Annotated in this window: 15 protein-coding genes and 3 pseudogenes; 11 read left to right on the top strand and 7 right to left on the bottom strand. The window is 73.9% G+C overall.

Features of this window, described 5'->3' with window-relative positions:
- Window positions 1-13: 13 nt before the first annotated feature.
- Window positions 14-523: pseudogene (locus ABZ858_RS09585) on the bottom strand (TetR/AcrR family transcriptional regulator); the annotation flags it as partial.
- On the opposite strand from ABZ858_RS09585, the pseudogene ABZ858_RS09580 reads away from it, so the two are divergent.
- Window positions 518-829, top strand: a pseudogene (locus ABZ858_RS09580) (hypothetical protein); the annotation flags it as partial. The pseudogenes ABZ858_RS09585 and ABZ858_RS09580 overlap by 6 nt on opposite strands.
- A 43-nt stretch (window positions 830-872) precedes the next feature.
- Window positions 873-1,787 carry a Gfo/Idh/MocA family oxidoreductase gene (locus ABZ858_RS09575; protein ID WP_361374541.1) on the top strand — a complete coding sequence of 305 codons (915 nt, stop codon included), beginning with the start codon at window positions 873-875 and terminating at the stop codon, window positions 1,785-1,787.
- Here the strand turns inward: ABZ858_RS09575 and lnt are convergent.
- On the bottom strand, window positions 1,702-3,285 hold the full coding sequence (gene lnt, locus ABZ858_RS09570; protein ID WP_361374407.1) for an apolipoprotein N-acyltransferase: 1,584 nt from the start codon (window positions 3,283-3,285) through the stop codon (window positions 1,702-1,704). The genes ABZ858_RS09575 and lnt overlap by 86 nt on opposite strands.
- A 419-nt stretch (window positions 3,286-3,704) precedes the next feature.
- Here lnt and ABZ858_RS09565 point away from each other — a divergent pair, with 419 nt between their 5' ends.
- Window positions 3,705-4,445 (top strand): glucose 1-dehydrogenase, encoded by a 741-nt coding sequence (locus ABZ858_RS09565; protein WP_361374405.1) that lies wholly within the window; start codon window positions 3,705-3,707, stop codon window positions 4,443-4,445.
- Window positions 4,446-4,551: 106 nt separating this feature from the next.
- On the opposite strand, the gene ABZ858_RS09560 is transcribed toward ABZ858_RS09565, so the two are convergent.
- Complete coding sequence (locus ABZ858_RS09560) at window positions 4,552-4,731, bottom strand: hypothetical protein (RefSeq protein ID WP_361374403.1); 180 nt, start codon at window positions 4,729-4,731, stop codon at window positions 4,552-4,554.
- A gap of 136 nt (window positions 4,732-4,867) precedes the next feature.
- Entirely contained in the window at window positions 4,868-5,647 is a 780-nt protein-coding gene (locus tag ABZ858_RS09555) for a VTT domain-containing protein (RefSeq protein WP_361374401.1), read from the bottom strand.
- Between the two features lie 451 nt (window positions 5,648-6,098).
- Between ABZ858_RS09555 and tuf the strand changes: the two genes are divergently transcribed.
- Window positions 6,099-7,271: an elongation factor Tu gene (tuf, locus tag ABZ858_RS09550; protein ID WP_361374399.1), complete on the top strand. Its 1,173-nt coding sequence runs from the start codon at window positions 6,099-6,101 to the stop codon at window positions 7,269-7,271.
- A gap of 216 nt (window positions 7,272-7,487) precedes the next feature.
- Window positions 7,488-8,333, top strand: coding sequence for a fused MFS/spermidine synthase (locus tag ABZ858_RS09545; RefSeq protein ID WP_361374397.1), 846 nt, complete (start codon window positions 7,488-7,490; stop codon window positions 8,331-8,333).
- An 80-nt stretch (window positions 8,334-8,413) separates the two neighbouring features.
- Here the strand turns inward: ABZ858_RS09545 and ABZ858_RS09540 are convergent, their stop codons facing one another.
- Entirely contained in the window at window positions 8,414-9,547 is a 1,134-nt protein-coding gene (locus tag ABZ858_RS09540) for a hypothetical protein (protein WP_361374395.1), read from the bottom strand.
- A 144-nt stretch (window positions 9,548-9,691) separates the two neighbouring features.
- On the opposite strand from ABZ858_RS09540, the gene ABZ858_RS09535 reads away from it, so the two are divergent.
- The 3 genes from ABZ858_RS09535 to ABZ858_RS09525 all read left to right on the top strand — a co-directional run bounded on the left by ABZ858_RS09535 (window position 9,692) and on the right by ABZ858_RS09525 (window position 12,587).
- Window positions 9,692-10,129 carry a DUF4442 domain-containing protein gene (locus tag ABZ858_RS09535; RefSeq protein ID WP_361374539.1) on the top strand — a complete coding sequence of 146 codons (438 nt, stop codon included), beginning with the start codon at window positions 9,692-9,694 and terminating at the stop codon, window positions 10,127-10,129.
- Between the two features lie 392 nt (window positions 10,130-10,521).
- Window positions 10,522-11,721 carry a hydrolase gene (locus ABZ858_RS09530; RefSeq protein WP_361374393.1) on the top strand — a complete coding sequence of 400 codons (1,200 nt, stop codon included), beginning with the start codon at window positions 10,522-10,524 and terminating at the stop codon, window positions 11,719-11,721.
- Between the two features lie 212 nt (window positions 11,722-11,933).
- Window positions 11,934-12,587, top strand: coding sequence for a DedA family protein (locus tag ABZ858_RS09525; protein WP_361374391.1), 654 nt, complete (start codon window positions 11,934-11,936; stop codon window positions 12,585-12,587).
- A gap of 47 nt (window positions 12,588-12,634) precedes the next feature.
- On the opposite strand, the gene ABZ858_RS09520 is transcribed toward ABZ858_RS09525, so the two are convergent.
- Window positions 12,635-13,162, bottom strand: a complete 528-nt coding sequence (locus ABZ858_RS09520; RefSeq protein WP_361374537.1) for a gamma carbonic anhydrase family protein — start codon at window positions 13,160-13,162, stop codon at window positions 12,635-12,637.
- Window positions 13,163-13,295: 133 nt separating this feature from the next.
- On the opposite strand from ABZ858_RS09520, the gene ABZ858_RS09515 reads away from it, so the two are divergent.
- Window positions 13,296-14,102, top strand: coding sequence for an acyltransferase (locus ABZ858_RS09515; RefSeq protein WP_361374389.1), 807 nt, complete (start codon window positions 13,296-13,298; stop codon window positions 14,100-14,102).
- A 24-nt stretch (window positions 14,103-14,126) separates the two neighbouring features.
- Here ABZ858_RS09515 and ABZ858_RS09510 read toward each other — a convergent pair whose 3' ends face one another.
- On the bottom strand, window positions 14,127-14,984 hold the full coding sequence (locus ABZ858_RS09510) for a DMT family transporter (RefSeq protein ID WP_361374387.1): 858 nt from the start codon (window positions 14,982-14,984) through the stop codon (window positions 14,127-14,129).
- Between the two features lie 93 nt (window positions 14,985-15,077).
- On the opposite strand from ABZ858_RS09510, the gene ABZ858_RS09505 reads away from it, so the two are divergent.
- Together ABZ858_RS09505 and ABZ858_RS09500 are read left to right on the top strand one after the other, a co-directional pair.
- A complete protein-coding gene (locus tag ABZ858_RS09505; protein WP_361374385.1) occupies window positions 15,078-15,650 on the top strand; it encodes an XRE family transcriptional regulator in 573 nt (190 codons plus the stop codon).
- 43 nt (window positions 15,651-15,693) lie between these two features.
- A pseudogene (locus tag ABZ858_RS09500) lies at window positions 15,694-16,248 on the top strand (YbaK/EbsC family protein).
- Window positions 16,249-16,256: the final 8 nt, after the last annotated feature.

Raw genomic sequence — 16,256 nt, 5'->3', positions numbered from 1 at the left:
CCGGTCGGGCCGCTCACACCACGTGTTTTCCGGCGGGGAACATGCCCGCCAGCAGCTCGCGCAGCCCGTCCCGCACCTCGGTGAGTTCCGGGACCCGCGCGTGGAAGGTGCCGGCCACACACGAGAACATCAGCCCGTCCGCCCAGGCGACCAGGGACAGTGCGTGCCGCTCCGGGGCGGTCGAGCCCAGGGCCGTGACCAGCGCGCCGAACTGCTCGCGGAAACGCGCGCCGGCCGCGTCGAAGGGGGCCCGCAGCTCCGGCCGGCGGGTCGCCTCCAGGGCCAGTTCCTAGCGGGCGAGGGTCAGTTCGCGGTTGCCGGTCAGCGCGCGGTGGGTGGCGAGGGCCAGCCCGTCCATCAGCGTGTCGAGGCCGCCGGTGCGCGGATCGGGCATCTCGTGCAGCGCGAGGACCCGTGCCTCCCGGTCGGCCGGCCGCCGTACCGCCAGCTCCAGCAGGACCTGGCGGGTGCGGGCGACGTTCGACGTCGAGCCCTGCGGCAGCCCGGCCGTCCCGTCCACTGCGAGGACCTCCCGGCCTGCACCGCCGCCCGGCTGCCCCGGACGACCGCGGTCGCCCGCCGGGCCGTCCGGGTCGCCCGCGTCGACATGGCGGGCAACCGCGCCGGGACCGCCGTACGGGACGCCCTGATCGGCCTCGTCTCCAGGACCCGGCCACAAGCGCCGCTGCGCGGCTTCGACGGCATCGCCGACCGGCGGCCCCCGCAGCCGCCGTATGCTGCCGTGCGGGCGGCGGTGACCACACCGGACGTCGAACTGGCGAGCGATGACGATGAACGACGACGAGCGATGAACGACGACGAGCGATGAACGACGACGAACGATGAATGACGAGAACGACGAAGGAGCGCATGTGAAGGTCGGCTGCATCGGACTGGGCGACATCGCGCAGAAGGCCTACCTGCCGGTCCTCGGCACGCAGCCCGGCGTCGAACTGCATCTGCAGACCCGGACGCCCACGACGCTGCACCGGGTCGCCGACGGCCTGCACCTGCCCGCCGAGCGGCGCCACACGGACCTGGACGCCCTGCTCGCCCAGGGCCTCGACGCCGCCTTCGTGCACGCCCCCACCGACGTCCATCCCGAGATCGTCACCCGGCTGCTCCAGGCCGGCGTGCCCACGTACGTCGACAAGCCGCTCGCCTACGAACTCGCGGACTCCGAGCGGCTGGTGGCGCTCGCCGAGGAGCGCGGTGTCCCGCTCGCGGTCGGGTTCAACCGCCGGTACGCCCCCGGGGTCGCGCAGTGCGCCGAGCACCCGCGCGAGCTGATCATCATGCAGAAGAACCGCGTCGGGCTGCCCGAGGATCCCCGCACCCTCGTTCTCGACGACTTCATCCACGTCGTGGACACCCTGCGGTTCCTGGTGCCGGGCCCGGTCGACGACATCACCGTGCGCGGCCGGATGCGCGACGGCCTGCTGCACCATGTCGTGCTGCAGCTCGCCGGGGACGGGTTCACCGCGATCGGCGTGATGAACCGGCTCAGCGGCTCCGCCGAGGAGATCCTGGAGGTGTCCGGGCAGGACACCAAGCGCCAGGTGATCAACCTCAGCGAGACGATCGACCACAAGGGGCAGCCCACCGTGCGGCGGCGCGGCGACTGGGTGCCGGTCGCCCGGCAGCGCGGCATCGAGCAGGCCGTGCTGGCCTTCCTCGACGCCGTGCGCGAGGGAAGGACGCTCAGCGCCCGGGACGCGCTGGAGACTCACGAACTGTGCGAGCGGGTGGTGCGGACGGTTCTGGAGCGCTCCGGCGCCGCCGCCTGAGCACCTCCCGCACGCCCTCGCCCGTGCCCCACGCGGCCAGCACGAGCAGCGCCGCGTACACCGTCCAGTCGCCGTAGCGGACGTACGGCGTGATCCCGTGCGCGGTCGGCAGGTCGTACACCCGCGCCGCGCCGGCGTCCGTGCCGAGCCAGGGGCCGATGCGCTGCCCGCTCGGGCCGTAGACGGCGGACACGCCGGTCAGGGTGGCGTGCACCATCGGCCGTCCGGTCTCGGCGGCGCGCAGCGCGGCGAGCGAGGCGTGCTGCTCGGGGGCCCAGCTGTGCTGGAACGTCGCCGTCGACGACTGGGCGAGGAGCACGTCGGCGCCGTCGCGCGCGAGGTGCCGGCTCATGTCGGGGAACGCGGTCTCGAAGCAGATCAGCGGGCCGACGCGCAGCCCGTGCCCGGCGTTCATCACGACCTGCTCGGTGCCGCGCCTGCGGTTCTCGCCCGCGGCCTTGCCGACGGAGGTCGCCCAGCCGAGCAGCGAGCGCGCCGGGATGTACTCGCCGAAGGGGACCAGCCGCATCTTGTCGTAGCGGTCGCCGGTCGGGCCGCCGGGGCCGACCAGCACGGAACTCTTGTAGATGCCGGGCCGGTCGGAGCGCCGGGCGTCCACGTTGACCAGGATGTCGGCGCCGACGTCCCGGGACAGGGCGGCGATCCGCCGGGCCAGGTCCGGCCGGTCCGTCAGGTCGAAGCCGACGCTGCTCTCGCCCCAGACGACCAGATCGACATGGCGGCCCGCCAGGGTGCGGGTCAGCTGTTCCTCACGGTCGAAACGCCGCTGACCGCTCTCGGCGCCGGCCACCGGGCCCGGCTGGACCACGGCGATACGGACCCGGCCGTCGAGAGCGGGCCGCGGCGCCCATATCCAGGCCGCGGAGCCCACCGCGGCCGTGGCGAGAAGTCCGGCGAGGGCGGGGACACGGGCCGCGCGGACGGCCACGAGCAGCGCGAGGGCGACGTTGACGGCGACCACCAGGAAACTCAGCAGCCACACCCCGCCGACCGAGGCCAGCCGCAGCGCCGGCGCCACCTGCCACTGGCTGGACCCGAGCATGCCCCACGGGCCGCCCAGTCCCTGCCAGGAGCGGACCAGTTCGACGGCCAGCCAGCCCGCGGGCAGCACCAGGAGGGCCGCCGCGCCCCGCCGCGCAGAGGGCCGCCCGGCCAGGAACCGCCGCACCAGCCACCCCCAGGGCGCCCACAGGACACCCAGGAGCGCCGCGAGCACCACCGTGAACACATGCAGGCTGGGCAGCAGCCAGTGGTGCACGGCCAGCATGAACCCCAGCCCGCCGCACCAGCCGTCGCAGGCGGCCCGCCGTCCGGTCGGGGCGGACCGGGCGAGCAGGATCCACGGCACCAGGGCGGCGTAGGCGAACCACCACAGCGCGGGCGCGGGGAACGCGAACATGGGCAGGGCGCCCGCGAGGGCGGCGAGCAGCGAGCGCCGCCAGGGGGAGGCGAGCCAGCGGCCGAACGTCGTCTTCATAGGGCGCCCTCCTACCCGCGGATGACCCCGCCTACCCGGCCACCCCGCGACGGCTCCAGTGTGCGCGCCGCGACGGCTCCCGCCCAGGCCGGACGGCTGCCGCCGGGCGAGCGCGGGGCCCCTCCGCGCCCCCTGCCCGCCGACGCCGCCACGCCACGCGCGCCCCGGCGCTTGGGGTGCGCTCCGGCCGGCTCCTTGGGCTGTTCGGGTGGAACGGGGACGGGGCGCCGCGGCGGCGGCTCACGAGCGGTCCCGTCACTGACCGGCTCCCTGACCGGCTCCCTGACCGGCCCTCTGTCCTGCTCCCTGTCCGGCGAGGTGCTCGCGGGTGCGCGGGCCTAGGATGATCGCGGACGAGGTAGCCGCCCGGTGCTCGGGGACCGTGGTGGCGGAACGGCGGAGGAACGGCGGAGGTCCGCATGAAACGTCTCGTGACGGTCGTCACCGGTGGCGGCCGGGGCATCGGTGCCGCGATCTGCCGGCGGCTCGCCGCCGACGGCCATGACGTGGTGGTCGGCTACGTCCATGACACCCAGGCCGCCGAAGCGGTCGCGGACGAGGTGCTGGAGGCCGGGGCGCGCGGCGTCGCCGTGCGGATGGACACCTCCGTGGAGGCGGACGTCGAGCGGCTCTTCGCCGCCGCGGAGGAACGCCTCGGACCGGTGACGGGACTGGTGAACAACGCCGGTGTCACCGGGCCGCTGGGCCGCCTCACCGACACGGACACCGCCGATCTGCGCCGCGTCGTGGACGTCAACCTCCTGGGCACCCTGCTGTGTTCGCGCCGCGCGGCCCAGCTGATGGTCCCGCGCGGCAACGGCGTGATCGTGAACGTCTCGTCCGCCGCGGCCACGCTGGGCAGCCCCGGCGACTACGTCCACTACGCGGCGACCAAGGCCGCCGTGGACGCCCTGACGCTGGGGCTCGCCAAGGAACTCGGCCCGGACGGCATCCGCGTCAACGCGGTCGCGCCCGGCATGATCGACACCGAGATGCACGCGGCCATGGGCGATCCGGACCGGGCCCGGCGGGCCGCCGCGACCATTCCGCTGCGCCGCCCCGGCCACGCCGAGGAGATCGCCGCCGCCGTCGCCTGGCTGATGTCACCGGACGCCTCCTACGCGTCGGGGGCGGTGCTGCGGGTGTCGGGCGGGCGCTGAGCCCGCTCGTCGCTCAAGCCGTCGGTCGCTCAAGCCGTCGGTCGCTCAAGCCGCCGGTCGCTCGGATCGCTGGTCGCTCGGATCGGGGGGCGCCGGGGCGCGGGTCTCAGGCCGCCTCGGCGACCCGGCTGCGGATGGCGGCGGCCCAGGCGACCACCAGCAGTTCGTACTCCGCGCGCTCCTGGGCCGACAGGGAGCCGCCCGCGCGCAGCCAGAGCGCACGGATCCGCTCGTTCAGCTCGGCAGCGGACCGCACGGAACCAAGGGCCATGGAATCGGGGGACATGCCCCAAGCCTAGGGGCAAGCGCTGACTCTGCGCTACTGGACGGCTACCCGGACCGTATGGAGTCGGTCACCCGGACCGGGTCCGGACCGCCTCCGGCTCCCTGGACCGCCCCGCCGATACGCCCGCCCGCCGCCCTCAACGCACGCGCAGCTGATGGCGCTTGCGCCAGGCGACCGCCGCCCCCGCGAGGGCCGGTACGGCGATGCAGGCCATCGCGAGAAGAAAGACCGGCGAGGTCGGCGTGGCGGCGCGGGCACCGGCGACGGCGTACGCGGCGGTGTTCGGCACCGAGCCCAGCGCCGTCGCGAGCAGGAACGCCGGCCAGCCCATGCGGGAGACCGCGGCGCAGTAGTTCGCGGCCCAGAACGGCACTCCGGGGAACAGCCGGGCGGCCAGCATCGACCGGAAGCCGTGCCGGCTGAGCTGCCCGTCCGCCGCCCGCAGCAACCGGCCTCGCAGCAGCGGCCGCAGCGCGTCCTGGCCCAGCACCCGGCCCAGGCCGAAGGCGATCCCGGCGCCCAGGACCGTACCGCCCAGCGCCGCCGCGAGGCCCAGCTGCGAGCCGAACAGCGCGCCCGCGGCGAGGTTCAGCAGCGGCCGCGGCACGAACGCCACCGTGCACACGCCGTACGCCGCCGCGAACGCGAACGCCGCCGCGACGCCCCCGAGTTGCGGTGGCCAGCCATCGGCCAGCAGTCGCTGCGGCCGGAACAGCAGCACGCCCGCACCGGCCGCGGCGAGCAGCACGAGCAGCAGGGACAGCCGTGACCAGGGCGACAGCAGTGCTCTGCCGCACCGGGCGGGGAAGGTGAGCGGGACGGGCGCGACCGGGAGGACGGCACCGGCCGGGTCCGTGGCGCCGGTCCGGGAAGAGACCGTGGCGGTGCCGCCAGAGCGGGTGGTGGCATCGAGCATCTGGTGACCCTAACCGACGGATATGTGTGATCGCCGTAGGGTTCGTCTCATCGGTGTCACAACTGCGGAAATGTTCCGGCCGGTTCGGCGCCGCCGCCCGGATACCCCGGACACCCCGGATACCCCGGACACCCCGGATACCCCGGATACCCCAGACACCCCGAACACCGCTGACTGCCGTCCGTCGTCCGCCGGCTGTCGCGGCCGCCGCTAAAACCATTCGACGTGCGGCCGGTCCGTCCGCGATGATCGGCCCATGTTCCGGCACGCCTTCCTCCTCGCAGCATCCGCCACCGCGGATGCTCCGAAGGCTGCCGTCCGGATCCTCGCGGCCGCGGTCGACGGCGCCCGAAGCTGACCCTCCCCGGATCGTCCGGCGGACCCCGCAGGGGGAGGGTCGGCACTCTCCCGGGGTCCCGTCACCACCTTCACCAGGCTTCGAGGTACAGCCATGCCCAAGACGGCGTACGTCCGCACCAAACCGCATCTGAACATCGGCACGATGGGCCATGTCGACCACGGCAAGACCACCCTGACCGCCGCCATCACCAAGGTCCTCGCCGAGCGCGGGAGCGCCACCTTCGTGCCGTTCGACCGCATCGACCGCGCCCCGGAGGAGGCCGCCCGCGGCATCACCATCAACATCGCGCACGTCGAGTACGAGACCGACACCCGCCACTACGCGCACGTGGACATGCCAGGCCACGCCGACTACATCAAGAACATGGTCACCGGGGCCGCGCAGCTCGACGGGGCGATCCTCGTCGTCTCCGCGCTCGACGGGATCATGCCGCAGACCGCCGAACACGTGCTGCTCGCCCGGCAGGTGGGCGTCAATCACATCGTCGTCGCCCTCAACAAGGCCGACGCGGGCGACGAGGAGCTGACCGACCTCGTCGAGCTGGAGGTCCGCGACCTGCTCAGCGAGCACGGTTACGGCGGCGACGCGGTACCCGTCGTACGGGTCTCCGGACTGAAGGCGCTGGAGGGCGACCCCCGGTGGACGGCGTCGGTCGAGGCGCTGCTCGACGCGGTGGACACCTATGTGCCCATGCCCGAGCGCTACCTGGACGCGCCGTTCCTGCTGCCGGTGGAGAACGTGCTCACCATCACCGGCCGCGGCACGGTCGTCACCGGCGCGGTCGAGCGCGGCACGGTCCGCGTCGGTGACCGGGTCGAGGTGCTGGGCGCGGAGACGGAGACGGTGGTCACCGGCCTGGAGACCTTCGGCAAGCCCATGGGGGAGGCGCAGGCCGGGGACAACGTGGCCCTGCTGCTGCGCGGTGTGCCGCGCGACGCGGTCCGCCGCGGCCATGTCGTCGCGGCCCCCGGCAGCGTCACGCCCCGGCGGCGCTTCACGGCGCGGGTGCACCTCCTGTCGGCGCGCGAGGGCGGTCGTACGACACCGGTTACCACCGGCTACCGGCCGCAGTTCTACCTCCGCACCGCGGACGTGGTCGGCGTCGTCGACCTCGGTGGGGCCGGTGTCGCGCGGCCGGGGGAGACGGTCACGATGACGGTGGAACTGGGCCGGGACGTACCGCTGGAGCCCGGACTGGGCTTCGCCGTCCGCGAGGGCGGCCGGACGGTCGCGGCGGGGACGGTGACCACCGTGCACGGTTGACCGGCGGGCAGGAGTGACGGGAGTGACGGGAGTGAGGCGAGAGTGAGGTGAGTGCCGGGCGGGGCGGGGCAGCCGTGCGATCGTGCGGGTGCGCCGCCCTCGCCCGTCCCCGCCTGATCTGTCCCCGCCCGGCCTGTGTCCTGCTCCGCTCCGCCCTGTCCTGTCCCGTCCTCCCCTCCCGACCGGTGACCTGGGTCGGACCGGCACAATGGAGGGGTGACCGAGCCCATACCCGTGACCCGCGCCGTCGATCACGGGACCGCCAAGCTGATGCCCGACGTCGACCGGGAGCGGGCCTGGCTGCTGACCGTGGACGGGGCGCCGCAGTCCTACGTCGACCTGGACGCGCCCACCCACCTGGAGTTCGAGTACGCGCGCCGGCTCGGGCACGCCCTGGACACGGTGGCGCCGCCGGGCCGCCCGCTGGACGTGCTGCACCTGGGCGGCGGCGCGCTCACGCTGCCCCGCTACCTGGTCGCGACCCGCCCCGGCTCGCGCCAGGACGTCGTCGAGGCCGACCGGCAACTGCTGGACCTGGTCGCCGAACACCTCCCGCTGCCCGCGGGCGCGGGTGTCGCCCTGCACGCCGCCGACGCCCGCGCCTGGCTGGAAACCGTCCCCGCCGGTTCGGCGGACGTGCTGATCGCGGACGTCTTCGGCGGCTCCCGCATCCCGGCGCATCTGACGACCCTCGGCTACGCCCGTGCGGCGGAGCGCGCGCTGCGGCCGGACGGCGTCTACCTGGCCAACCTCGCCGACGCCGCGCCCTTCGCCTTCCTGCGCTCCCAACTCGCCACCTTCGCGGCCGTGTTCGAGGAACTGGCGCTCGTCGCCGAGCCGGGGGTGCTGCGGGGCCGCCGCTTCGGCAACGCGGTCCTGATCGCCGCGCACCGCCCCGTCGACACGGCGGCCCTGGCCCGGCTCACGGCCGCCGACGCCTTTCCCGCCCGGGTGGAACACGGGGCCGCGCTGCGGGAGTTCACCGGGGCCGCGAGCCCGGTCGGGGACGCGGCCGCCGTACCGTCCCCGGTGCCGCCGGGCGGGGCGTTCGGCATCGGCTGACCGCGCCGCCCGCCCCCGCCGCCCGCTCCCGTCGTCCACCCCCGCCGCCCGGCCCCGGAGCGACCGCCTGCCCGGCGGGATCAGTCCTCGCCGGTGGGCGTCCCGTTCAGCCGGACCGTGCCGAGGATCTTCATGACGGTGTCCTTGGGCACCTCGTCGTGGACGCCCTTGGCGCCGTAGAAGTTCCAGGACACGTAGTCGCCGGCGGAGTTCTTGAAGCCGAAGGTGAGCGCCTTGCCGTCGCTGGCGCACTTGCCCTTCTGCGGCGCGTTCGTCGACTGCGCCCAGGCGATGCTGCCCTGGATGCCCGACGTGGTCTTGAAGGGCTGGGCCTTCTTGTCGAAGGTGATGGACTTCTTGTCGGGCTGGGTGTAGCCGCCGTAGACCCACCAGGCCACGGTGTTCACCGCCACCTCGTCGGTGCTCTTGGCGCCCGAGGCGCCCTTGACACCCGCCGCGGCCAGCGACGTGTCCTCCGTGCGCCCGTCCTTGTCGTCGTCCGAGGAGCACCACTTCGACTTGTCCTCGGCGACGCCGGACATGATGGTGATCGGCTTGCCGTTCTTGTCCTCGAAGCCGATGCTCAGGCCCGGGGACTTGACCTCCCAGTCCGCGGGCACGTCGAAGGCGACACCCCACTTGGGGTTGACGACGACCTTCCAGCCCGCGATCTGCGGCTTGGCGGTCTCGGTGCCGCGCGGGTTGTCGTCGGCGGCGGAACCGGAGGGGCTCGGGCCGGTCGAGGCCGACGCCGTCGCGGAACTGCTCGCCTTGGGGCCGGTCCTGCCGCCGTCGGCCTTGTCGTCCTTCTTCCCGCCGAGCACCAGGAACCCGGTCACCCCAGCGGCCACGACCACGGCGGACGCGGCGATGATCGCCACGAGCTTCGTCCGGTTGTCACCGCCCGAGCCGCCCGAGCCGCCGGGCCCGTTCGGCGGCTGCGGCATGCCCGCGGGAGTCGGCGCGCCCCACTGCGGCTGCGTCGGGGGCGGTGTCGGCAGCTGCTGGGCGTACGGGTTGGGCTGGCCGTATCCCGGCTGCTGGTAACCCGGTTGCTGATGACCGGGCTGCTGATAGCCGGGCTGCTGGTAGGTGTTCGGCTGCTGGTTCCCCGGCTGCTGCTGGTACCCCGGCTGCTGGTACGGGCTGTTCCGCGGGTCCTGCGGGTTCTGCGGGTTCTGCTCGCCCCCGGGCGGCTGCTGTCCTGGCCACATGGGCAGTAACCCTAGGGGGCCGGGGACACGATTCAGTCACCGGCCCTTGTCAGGGACGTACCAGAACGGGAGCGCCCGGGGCAGGGGGAGGTCTGGCCAGACTGATCTACTCATGAGTAACATGCCGTCATGAGCGCAGATCAGATGTCGATCGGCGAGTTGCTCGCCGCCACGGTGCCGATGGTTCGCACCCTGAACCTCGCCTACCTGGAGACCACTCCGGAGCGGGCGGTGCTGGCCCTGCCGGACCAGGAGGAGTACCGCAACCACGTCGGCGGACCGCACGCCGGGGCAATGTTCACGCTGGGCGAGTCGGCCAGTGGCGCCATCGTCCTCGCCGCCTTCGGCGACCAGCTCTCGCGGGCGGTGCCGCTGCCGGTGACCGCCGAGATCGCCTTCAAGAAGATCGCCCTCGGCCCGGTCAAGGCCACCGCCACCCTCGGCCGCCCCGCTGCCGAGGTGGTCGCCGAACTCGACGGGGGAGCGCGCCCCGAGTTCCCGGTGTTCGTGCAGATCCAGCGCGAGGACGGCGCGGTCACCAGCGAGATGACGGTCGTCTGGACCCTGCGTCCCAACAACTGAGCGGGTCTTCCGCGGCCGGCGCGTGCGGCGCGGCCGGATCACGGCCCCGGCCGGACAGGTTTCCCCTGTCCGGCCGGGGCTGTTTTCGTTCCGGGCGGTTTCCGGGCGGTTTCCGGGCGGGCTTGCTGGTCCGTACCACCGGAGCCCGCGATACGGACATTTTCGAAAACGGGTGTGGATACTCGCGGTAACGTCCGGTCCATTCCGTGCAGCGGCACATCGGCCTTTCGCACTCCTTGTTTCTCGTGAGTAGCCTGTGCCAAGGTGAGCCACTCCTGCGGGAAAGGCGACGGCCGGTCTCGCTTTTCCCGGTCAGGTGCGCACCTTTTGGCACCCGCTTTCCCGCGGACGCGTTCCGCGTGCCGTCCTGCGGCCTGGAAGGAAAAGGTTCAGTGCGACCCCCTCACCCCCCACCTCCCGCTCATCCGCCCCGCCCCGCGACGATCCCGGACGACTCCGACCGCCGTCTCGTCACCCGGCTGCGGGACCCCGACGGCGGCCACCACGCCGTCGCGCTGCTGCTCGCCCGGCACTGGCGGGCGACCTACGACTACGCCGCCATCTGCCTTGCCACGCCGGGGAGTTCGGCGGCGATGGTGGCCACCGCCGCCTTCCGCCGGGTGCTGGGCCGCCCGCCCTGCGGCGCGCTCGACGGCGCCCTGCGGCCGCGCCTGCTCGTCGCCGCCCGGGAGACGGTCCGGTGCTGGGCCGCCGACGCCGCCGCGCGCGCCGTACTGCCGGAACTGGGCAGGCCCTCCGGCGGACGCGGCCTGCGCGCGGTGAGATCTATGACGCCCGAAAAGCGGCACCTCGCCGAACGCGCTTTCCACGGCCTTCCGGACGCCTTCCAATGCCTGTTGTGGCATACCGAGGTCGAGGCGGACCCCATATCCGTACCGGCTGGTCTGCTGGGCATCGATCCCGATACCGCGACGGGTCTGCTGGAGCAGGCGCGCGAGCGATTCCGGGCGGGCTGCGTCCGCGCGCACCGGGAACTCGCGCCCACCGGTGAATGCCGTTTCTACAACCGCCTGCTCGACGTCCCGATGCGCCGGGGCGGCGCCCTGCTGCCCGATGTCCAGCGGCATCTGCGGGAGTGCGGCCACTGCCGGTACGCCGCCGACCAGTTGCGCCATTTCCCCGGCGGCCTGGGAGTGCTGCTCGCCGAGACCGTGCTCGGCTGGGGCGCCCGCCGTTATCTCGACTCCCGCCCGGACCGGACCGCCGGGTACGCGACGCCGTCCGCGCCCGGACCGGGCCGTACCCCGGGCGGCGGACGCCACCGCACCGCGCCGACCGGCCGCGCCGGACGGACGGGGCGGGACGGGAGTACAGGGGTGTGGCGCAGGCACCGAAGGGCGCTGGTGGCCGCGGTCGCCGGGCTGGTCTCCGTCCTGCTGCTGGTCGCGGTGCAGGCCGTCAAGGGCTGGGCGGACGACCGGGCCGCCCCCGCGCCCCGCACGACCGGGGGAGCGCCAGGCGGCGGCGTGGCCCGTCCCGCCCGGACGGGACCCGGGACGCCCGCCGTGTTCCCCGCTTGGGCCGCGGCGGCGTCCTTCGCCACCCTCGCACCGGGACGGCCCGCGCCCTGAAGCCCGCGCCCCGACGTCCGCACACCGACGCCCCCACATCGACGTCCGGGCGCCTCCGCCCGTGCGGCGACACGTGTCCGGAACCCGTCCGGGCGGCCCGCGCCCGAATCCGTCGCCCGCCGGTACCGGCGGGCGACCCGGTACCCTTCCAGAGGACCGCCTTTGCGGTGCCTTTAAACATCGCGTGGACGCGAGGCGGGGAGGAACCGGCGGTGCACGTCCAGGATTGGCTCGACACGGTACCGGCGGCGGCCGTCTACGCGGTGGTGGCACTGGTCATCGGTCTGGAGAGCCTGGGCATCCCCCTGCCCGGCGAGATCGTCCTCGTCTCCGCCGCGCTGATGTCCGCGCAGCACTCGGGCATCAACCCCGTCGTGCTCGGCGTGTGCGCCACCGCGGGCGCGGTCATCGGTGACTCCATCGGCTACGCCATCGGCCGCAAGGGCGGCCGGCCGCTGCTCGCCTGGCTCGGCGGGAAGTTCCCCAAGCACTTCAGCGAAGGCCATGTCGCCACCGCCGAGCGGTCCTTCGAGAAGTGGGGCATGTGGGCGGTGTTCTTCGGCCGCTTCGTCGCCCTGCTGCGCATCTTCGCCGGCCCGCTCGCCGGTGTGCTGCACATGCCCTACTGGAAGTTCCTGATCGCCAACCTCCTCGGCGGCATCTGCTGGGCGGGCGGCACGACGGCCGTCATCTACTACGTCGGCGTGGTGGCCGAGTCCTGGCTGAAGAAGTTCTCCTGGCTCGGCCTGGTGGTCGCCGTGCTGATCGGCCTCGGGTCGATGCTGGTGATCAAGCGCAAGGCGAAGAAGGCCCAGGCCACCCGGCAGGAGACCGAGGAACCGCGGCCGGTCCCCGCCGGGGAGTAGCGCCCGCCGCCGAGGCGTACACGCCCCACCGCCTCTCGGCAGAGGCCCTAGGCGTGCGCGTCCCGGTGCGCCGTGGCGAGTTCGACGTACACCGAGCCGTTGAGGGCGATTCCCTGGCGCTCCTCCTCCGTCAGCTCCCGCCGGACCTTGGCGGGGACGCCCGCGACCAGTGAGCCCGGCGGTACCCGCATGCCCTGCGGGACCAGGGCCTGCGCGGCCACCAGCGAACCGGCGCCGATCACCGCGCCGTTCAGCACCGTGGCGCCCATGCCGATCAGGCAGTCGTCCTCGACGGTCGCGCCGTGCACCACGGCGTTGTGCCCGACGGAGACGCGCTCACCGACGCGCACCGGGAAGCCGGGGTCGGCGTGCAGCGTGCAGTTGTCCTGGACGTTGCTGTCCGCGCCGACCGCGATCCGCTCGACGTCACCGCGCAGCACCGCGCCGTACCAGACGCTCGCGCCCGCGCCCAGCGCCACGTCTCCGATCACCGTCGCCGTGGGCGCGACGAACGCCTCCCCGTCCACCTGCGGCACCCGGCCGCCGATGCCCGTGATCAGCGCTTTCTGCGTCATCATCGTCCCGCCTTCCACTGCCTCGGGCCGCCTTGCCGCGGCCTGGTCTCCCGGCACCGTACGTCATCCGGTGGGGTGAAGATCACAGGAGTCCGACCGCCTGGGCGCGACGGCGGCTGAGTACGGTGAGCGGGTGCCCCAGCGCAAGAACACGTTCTCCTCATGGTCGCGGCGACTCGCGCAGCGCGCCGTCCACTCGGGCTGGGCGTGGGTGCAGCGCACGGGTTCCGTCACGGCCGAGCACCCCGGGCGCCTGCGCTTCGGCGCGCTGGGAACAGGTACCAGGCTGGCGTTCCCGCTGGGCACGGTCTTCGGTGAACCCTGGATCCGCCTCGGCGCGCACTGCATCATCGGTGAGCAGGTCACGCTGACGGCCGGTCTGATGCCCGACCTCGATCTCGGCCCGGACCCCATCCTGCGCATCGGCGACGGTGTGGTCCTCGGCCGCGGCAGCCATGTCATCGCCGACACCACCGTCACCATCGGCAGCGACTGCTACTTCGGGCCGTACGTCTACGTCACCTCCACCAACCACTCCTACGACGACCCGCACCAGCCCATCGGCAAGCAGTGGCCGCGGATGGAGCCGGTGGAGATCGGGTCCGGGTGCTGGATCGGCACGGGGGCGGTGATCCTGCCCGGTGCGCGCGTCGGCCGGAACGTGGTGGTCGCGGCCGGTGCCGTGGTCCGCGGTGACGTGCCCGACCACGCGGTGGTCGCCGGGGCGCCCGCCCGGATCGTACGCCGCTGGACAGCAGCCGAGGGCTGGCAGCCGCCGCTGCGGACGCCCGCGCCGGTGCCGATCCCGGACGGCACGACCCCTGAGCAACTGCGCGCGCTGGCCCGTCTCGACGAGGAGGGGCTCACCCGCCTCACCGGTCTCACCGGACTCTCCGCGGGGGCGGCCCGGCGCGTGACCGAGCCGGCGCCGGGGGAGTGAGCCCCGCCGCTGCCCGGCGCGGACTCAGCCCGTGGCCAGCAGCAAGGTGCCGACCAGGGCCAGGCCCGCTCCCGCCGCCTGGACGGCCCGCAGCCGTTCGCTGAGGAAGCCGCGGGCCGCCAGGGCGGTCACCACCGGGTAGAGCGAGGCGAGGACGGCGGCGACGGTCACCGGGCCGTGCTGGGCGGCGACCGAGTACGTGCCGTTGGCCGCGACGTCCGCGAGACCCACGAACGCCAGGGCCGGCAGCGCGGCCCAGGCGAAGCCGCTCTCCGGCAGCGCGGTGCCGCCCCGGCGCACCGACACGTACAGCGCGGCCCCGCCCGCGGCCACATTGGTCACCCGCTGCACGAACAGCGCGAGGAAGAGGCCCGTGACCGTGGAGGACGCCTGCGCGATCAGTGCGAAGACCGTGCCGAAGCCGAGTGCCGCGACCAGCGCCAGCCAGATCGTCCGCCGCTGCACCGCCGCGCCCCGCAGCTGGGGCCCGCCCGCCAGTACGACCCCGGTGACGGCGACCGCGATGCCCGCCGCCTGCACGATCCCCGGCCGCTCGCCGAGCACCAGGCCCACCCCGAGGGGGACGGCCACGCCGAGGGTGGCCAGCGGCGAGACCACACCCATGGGACCGCGTGCGAGCGCCTCGTAGAAGCAGAGCATCGCCACCGGCCCGGCCAGGCCCGCGGCGACCGCGAACCACAGCCGGGGACCGGCCTCGCTCCAGCCGCCGGTGGCGGCCACGAGCACGCCGAGGACCGCCGCCGCGATCGTCTGGGAGACCACGACGACGGTCAGCGCCGGGTTGCGCCGTGTGAGCAGCCCGCCGCCGAAGTCGGCCAGTCCCCACAGGAGGCTGGTGGCCAGGGCGAAGAATGCTGTCACGGCGCGCCTCGCAGTACAGTTCGGTGAACGATCGGGTGCAACCCACCGTAGTTCAGCGAAGTAAACTCTGTCATCCAGAATATTGGACGGAATGTGTCGGACCTCGACCTGCTGACCCAGTCCCTGGCGCGCAACGTCAAGCGCTGGCGCACCGAGCGCGGTTTCACCCTGGACACGCTCGCCGCCCGCGCGGGAGTCAGCCGCGGCATGCTCATCCAGATCGAGCAGGCCCGCACCAACCCCAGCCTCGGTACCGTCGTCAAGATCGGCGACGCGCTCGGCATCAGCATCACCACGCTGCTCGACTACGAGCAGGGCCCCAGGGTCCGGATCGTCCCGGCCGACCAGGCCGTGCGGCTCTGGCACACCGACGCCGGCAGCTACAACCGGCTGCTGGCGGGCGCCGAGGCCCCGGGCCCGCTGGAGATGTGGGAGTGGCGGCTGATGCCCGGCGAGGGCAGCCCCTCCGACCCGCACCCGGGCGGCACCGTGGAACTGGTCCACGTCACCGCGGGCGAACTGACGCTCACCGTCGACGGGGTGGAGCACCGGGTGCCCGCGGGCGCCAGCGCGTCCTTCGAGGCCAACGCCCCGCATGTGTACGCCAACGAGGGCGCCGTGCCGATGGACATGATCATGACGGTCTCGGTCCCGCCCGTGCACTGACACGTCCGGCCGGCCGGTGCCGTGCCGCTGCTGGCGTGCGGCCCTGCGCGCACCCCTCGGAGACTTCGACCGGGCCGCCCCGGCCCCCGACTGCCTCGACGAGCTGATCGGCCCGGTCGCCGACGCCGTACGCCACTGGCGCGGGCGCCGTCCGCGCCGACCGGATCGTCTACGTCGACACCGACCCGCAGTGGGCCGACACCGCCGTCTTCGTCGAGCACTACGGCCGGGACCTGCTCGACAAGTCGGCCAACTGCGTGGTGGTGGCGGGCCGGCGCGGCGGTGAGACCCGCCTGGCCGCGTGCGTGGTCCCGTCCACCACCCGCGTCGACGTCAACGGTGTCGTACGCCGCCGCCTGGACGCCCGCAGGGCCTCGTTCGCGCCGATGGAACTGGCCACGGGGAGACCGGCATGGAGTACGGCGGCATCACCCCGCTCGGCCTGCCCGGGGGCCGGCCCCTCCTGGTCGACCCGGCCGTCGTCGACCTGCCGTACGCGCTGGTCGGCAGCGGCCGCCGGCGCGGCAAACCGCTGGTGCCGGGCAAGGCGTTCGCGCAACTGACCGGGGCGGACGTGGTGGCGGGGCTGGGCGTCTGAGTCGCGGC

Origin of the sequence: Streptomyces sp. NPDC047017 (assembly GCF_040644175.1) — a bacterium.
Classification (GTDB): Bacteria; Actinomycetota; Actinomycetes; order Streptomycetales; family Streptomycetaceae; genus Streptomyces.
Note: the sequence above shows the minus strand (reverse complement) of the source record. Positions and strands in the feature narration are given on the sequence as shown.

Bases quoted from the DNA above. Each gene is read 5' to 3' on its own strand.
- lnt (WP_361374407.1), bottom strand. From the start codon at position 3,285: ATGAAGACGACGTTCGGCCGCTGGCTCGCCTCCCCCTGGCGGCGCTCG.
- ABZ858_RS09565 (WP_361374405.1), top strand. From the start codon at position 3,705: ATGAAACGTCTCGTGACGGTCGTCACCGGTGGCGGCCGGGGCATCGGT.
- ABZ858_RS09560 (WP_361374403.1), bottom strand. From the start codon at position 4,731: ATGTCCCCCGATTCCATGGCCCTTGGTTCCGTGCGGTCCGCTGCCGAG.
- ABZ858_RS09555 (WP_361374401.1), bottom strand. From the start codon at position 5,647: ATGCTCGATGCCACCACCCGCTCTGGCGGCACCGCCACGGTCTCTTCC.
- tuf (WP_361374399.1), top strand. From the start codon at position 6,099: ATGCCCAAGACGGCGTACGTCCGCACCAAACCGCATCTGAACATCGGC.
- ABZ858_RS09540 (WP_361374395.1), bottom strand. From the start codon at position 9,547: ATGTGGCCAGGACAGCAGCCGCCCGGGGGCGAGCAGAACCCGCAGAAC.
- ABZ858_RS09535 (WP_361374539.1), top strand. From the start codon at position 9,692: ATGTCGATCGGCGAGTTGCTCGCCGCCACGGTGCCGATGGTTCGCACC.
- ABZ858_RS09520 (WP_361374537.1), bottom strand. From the start codon at position 13,162: ATGACGCAGAAAGCGCTGATCACGGGCATCGGCGGCCGGGTGCCGCAG.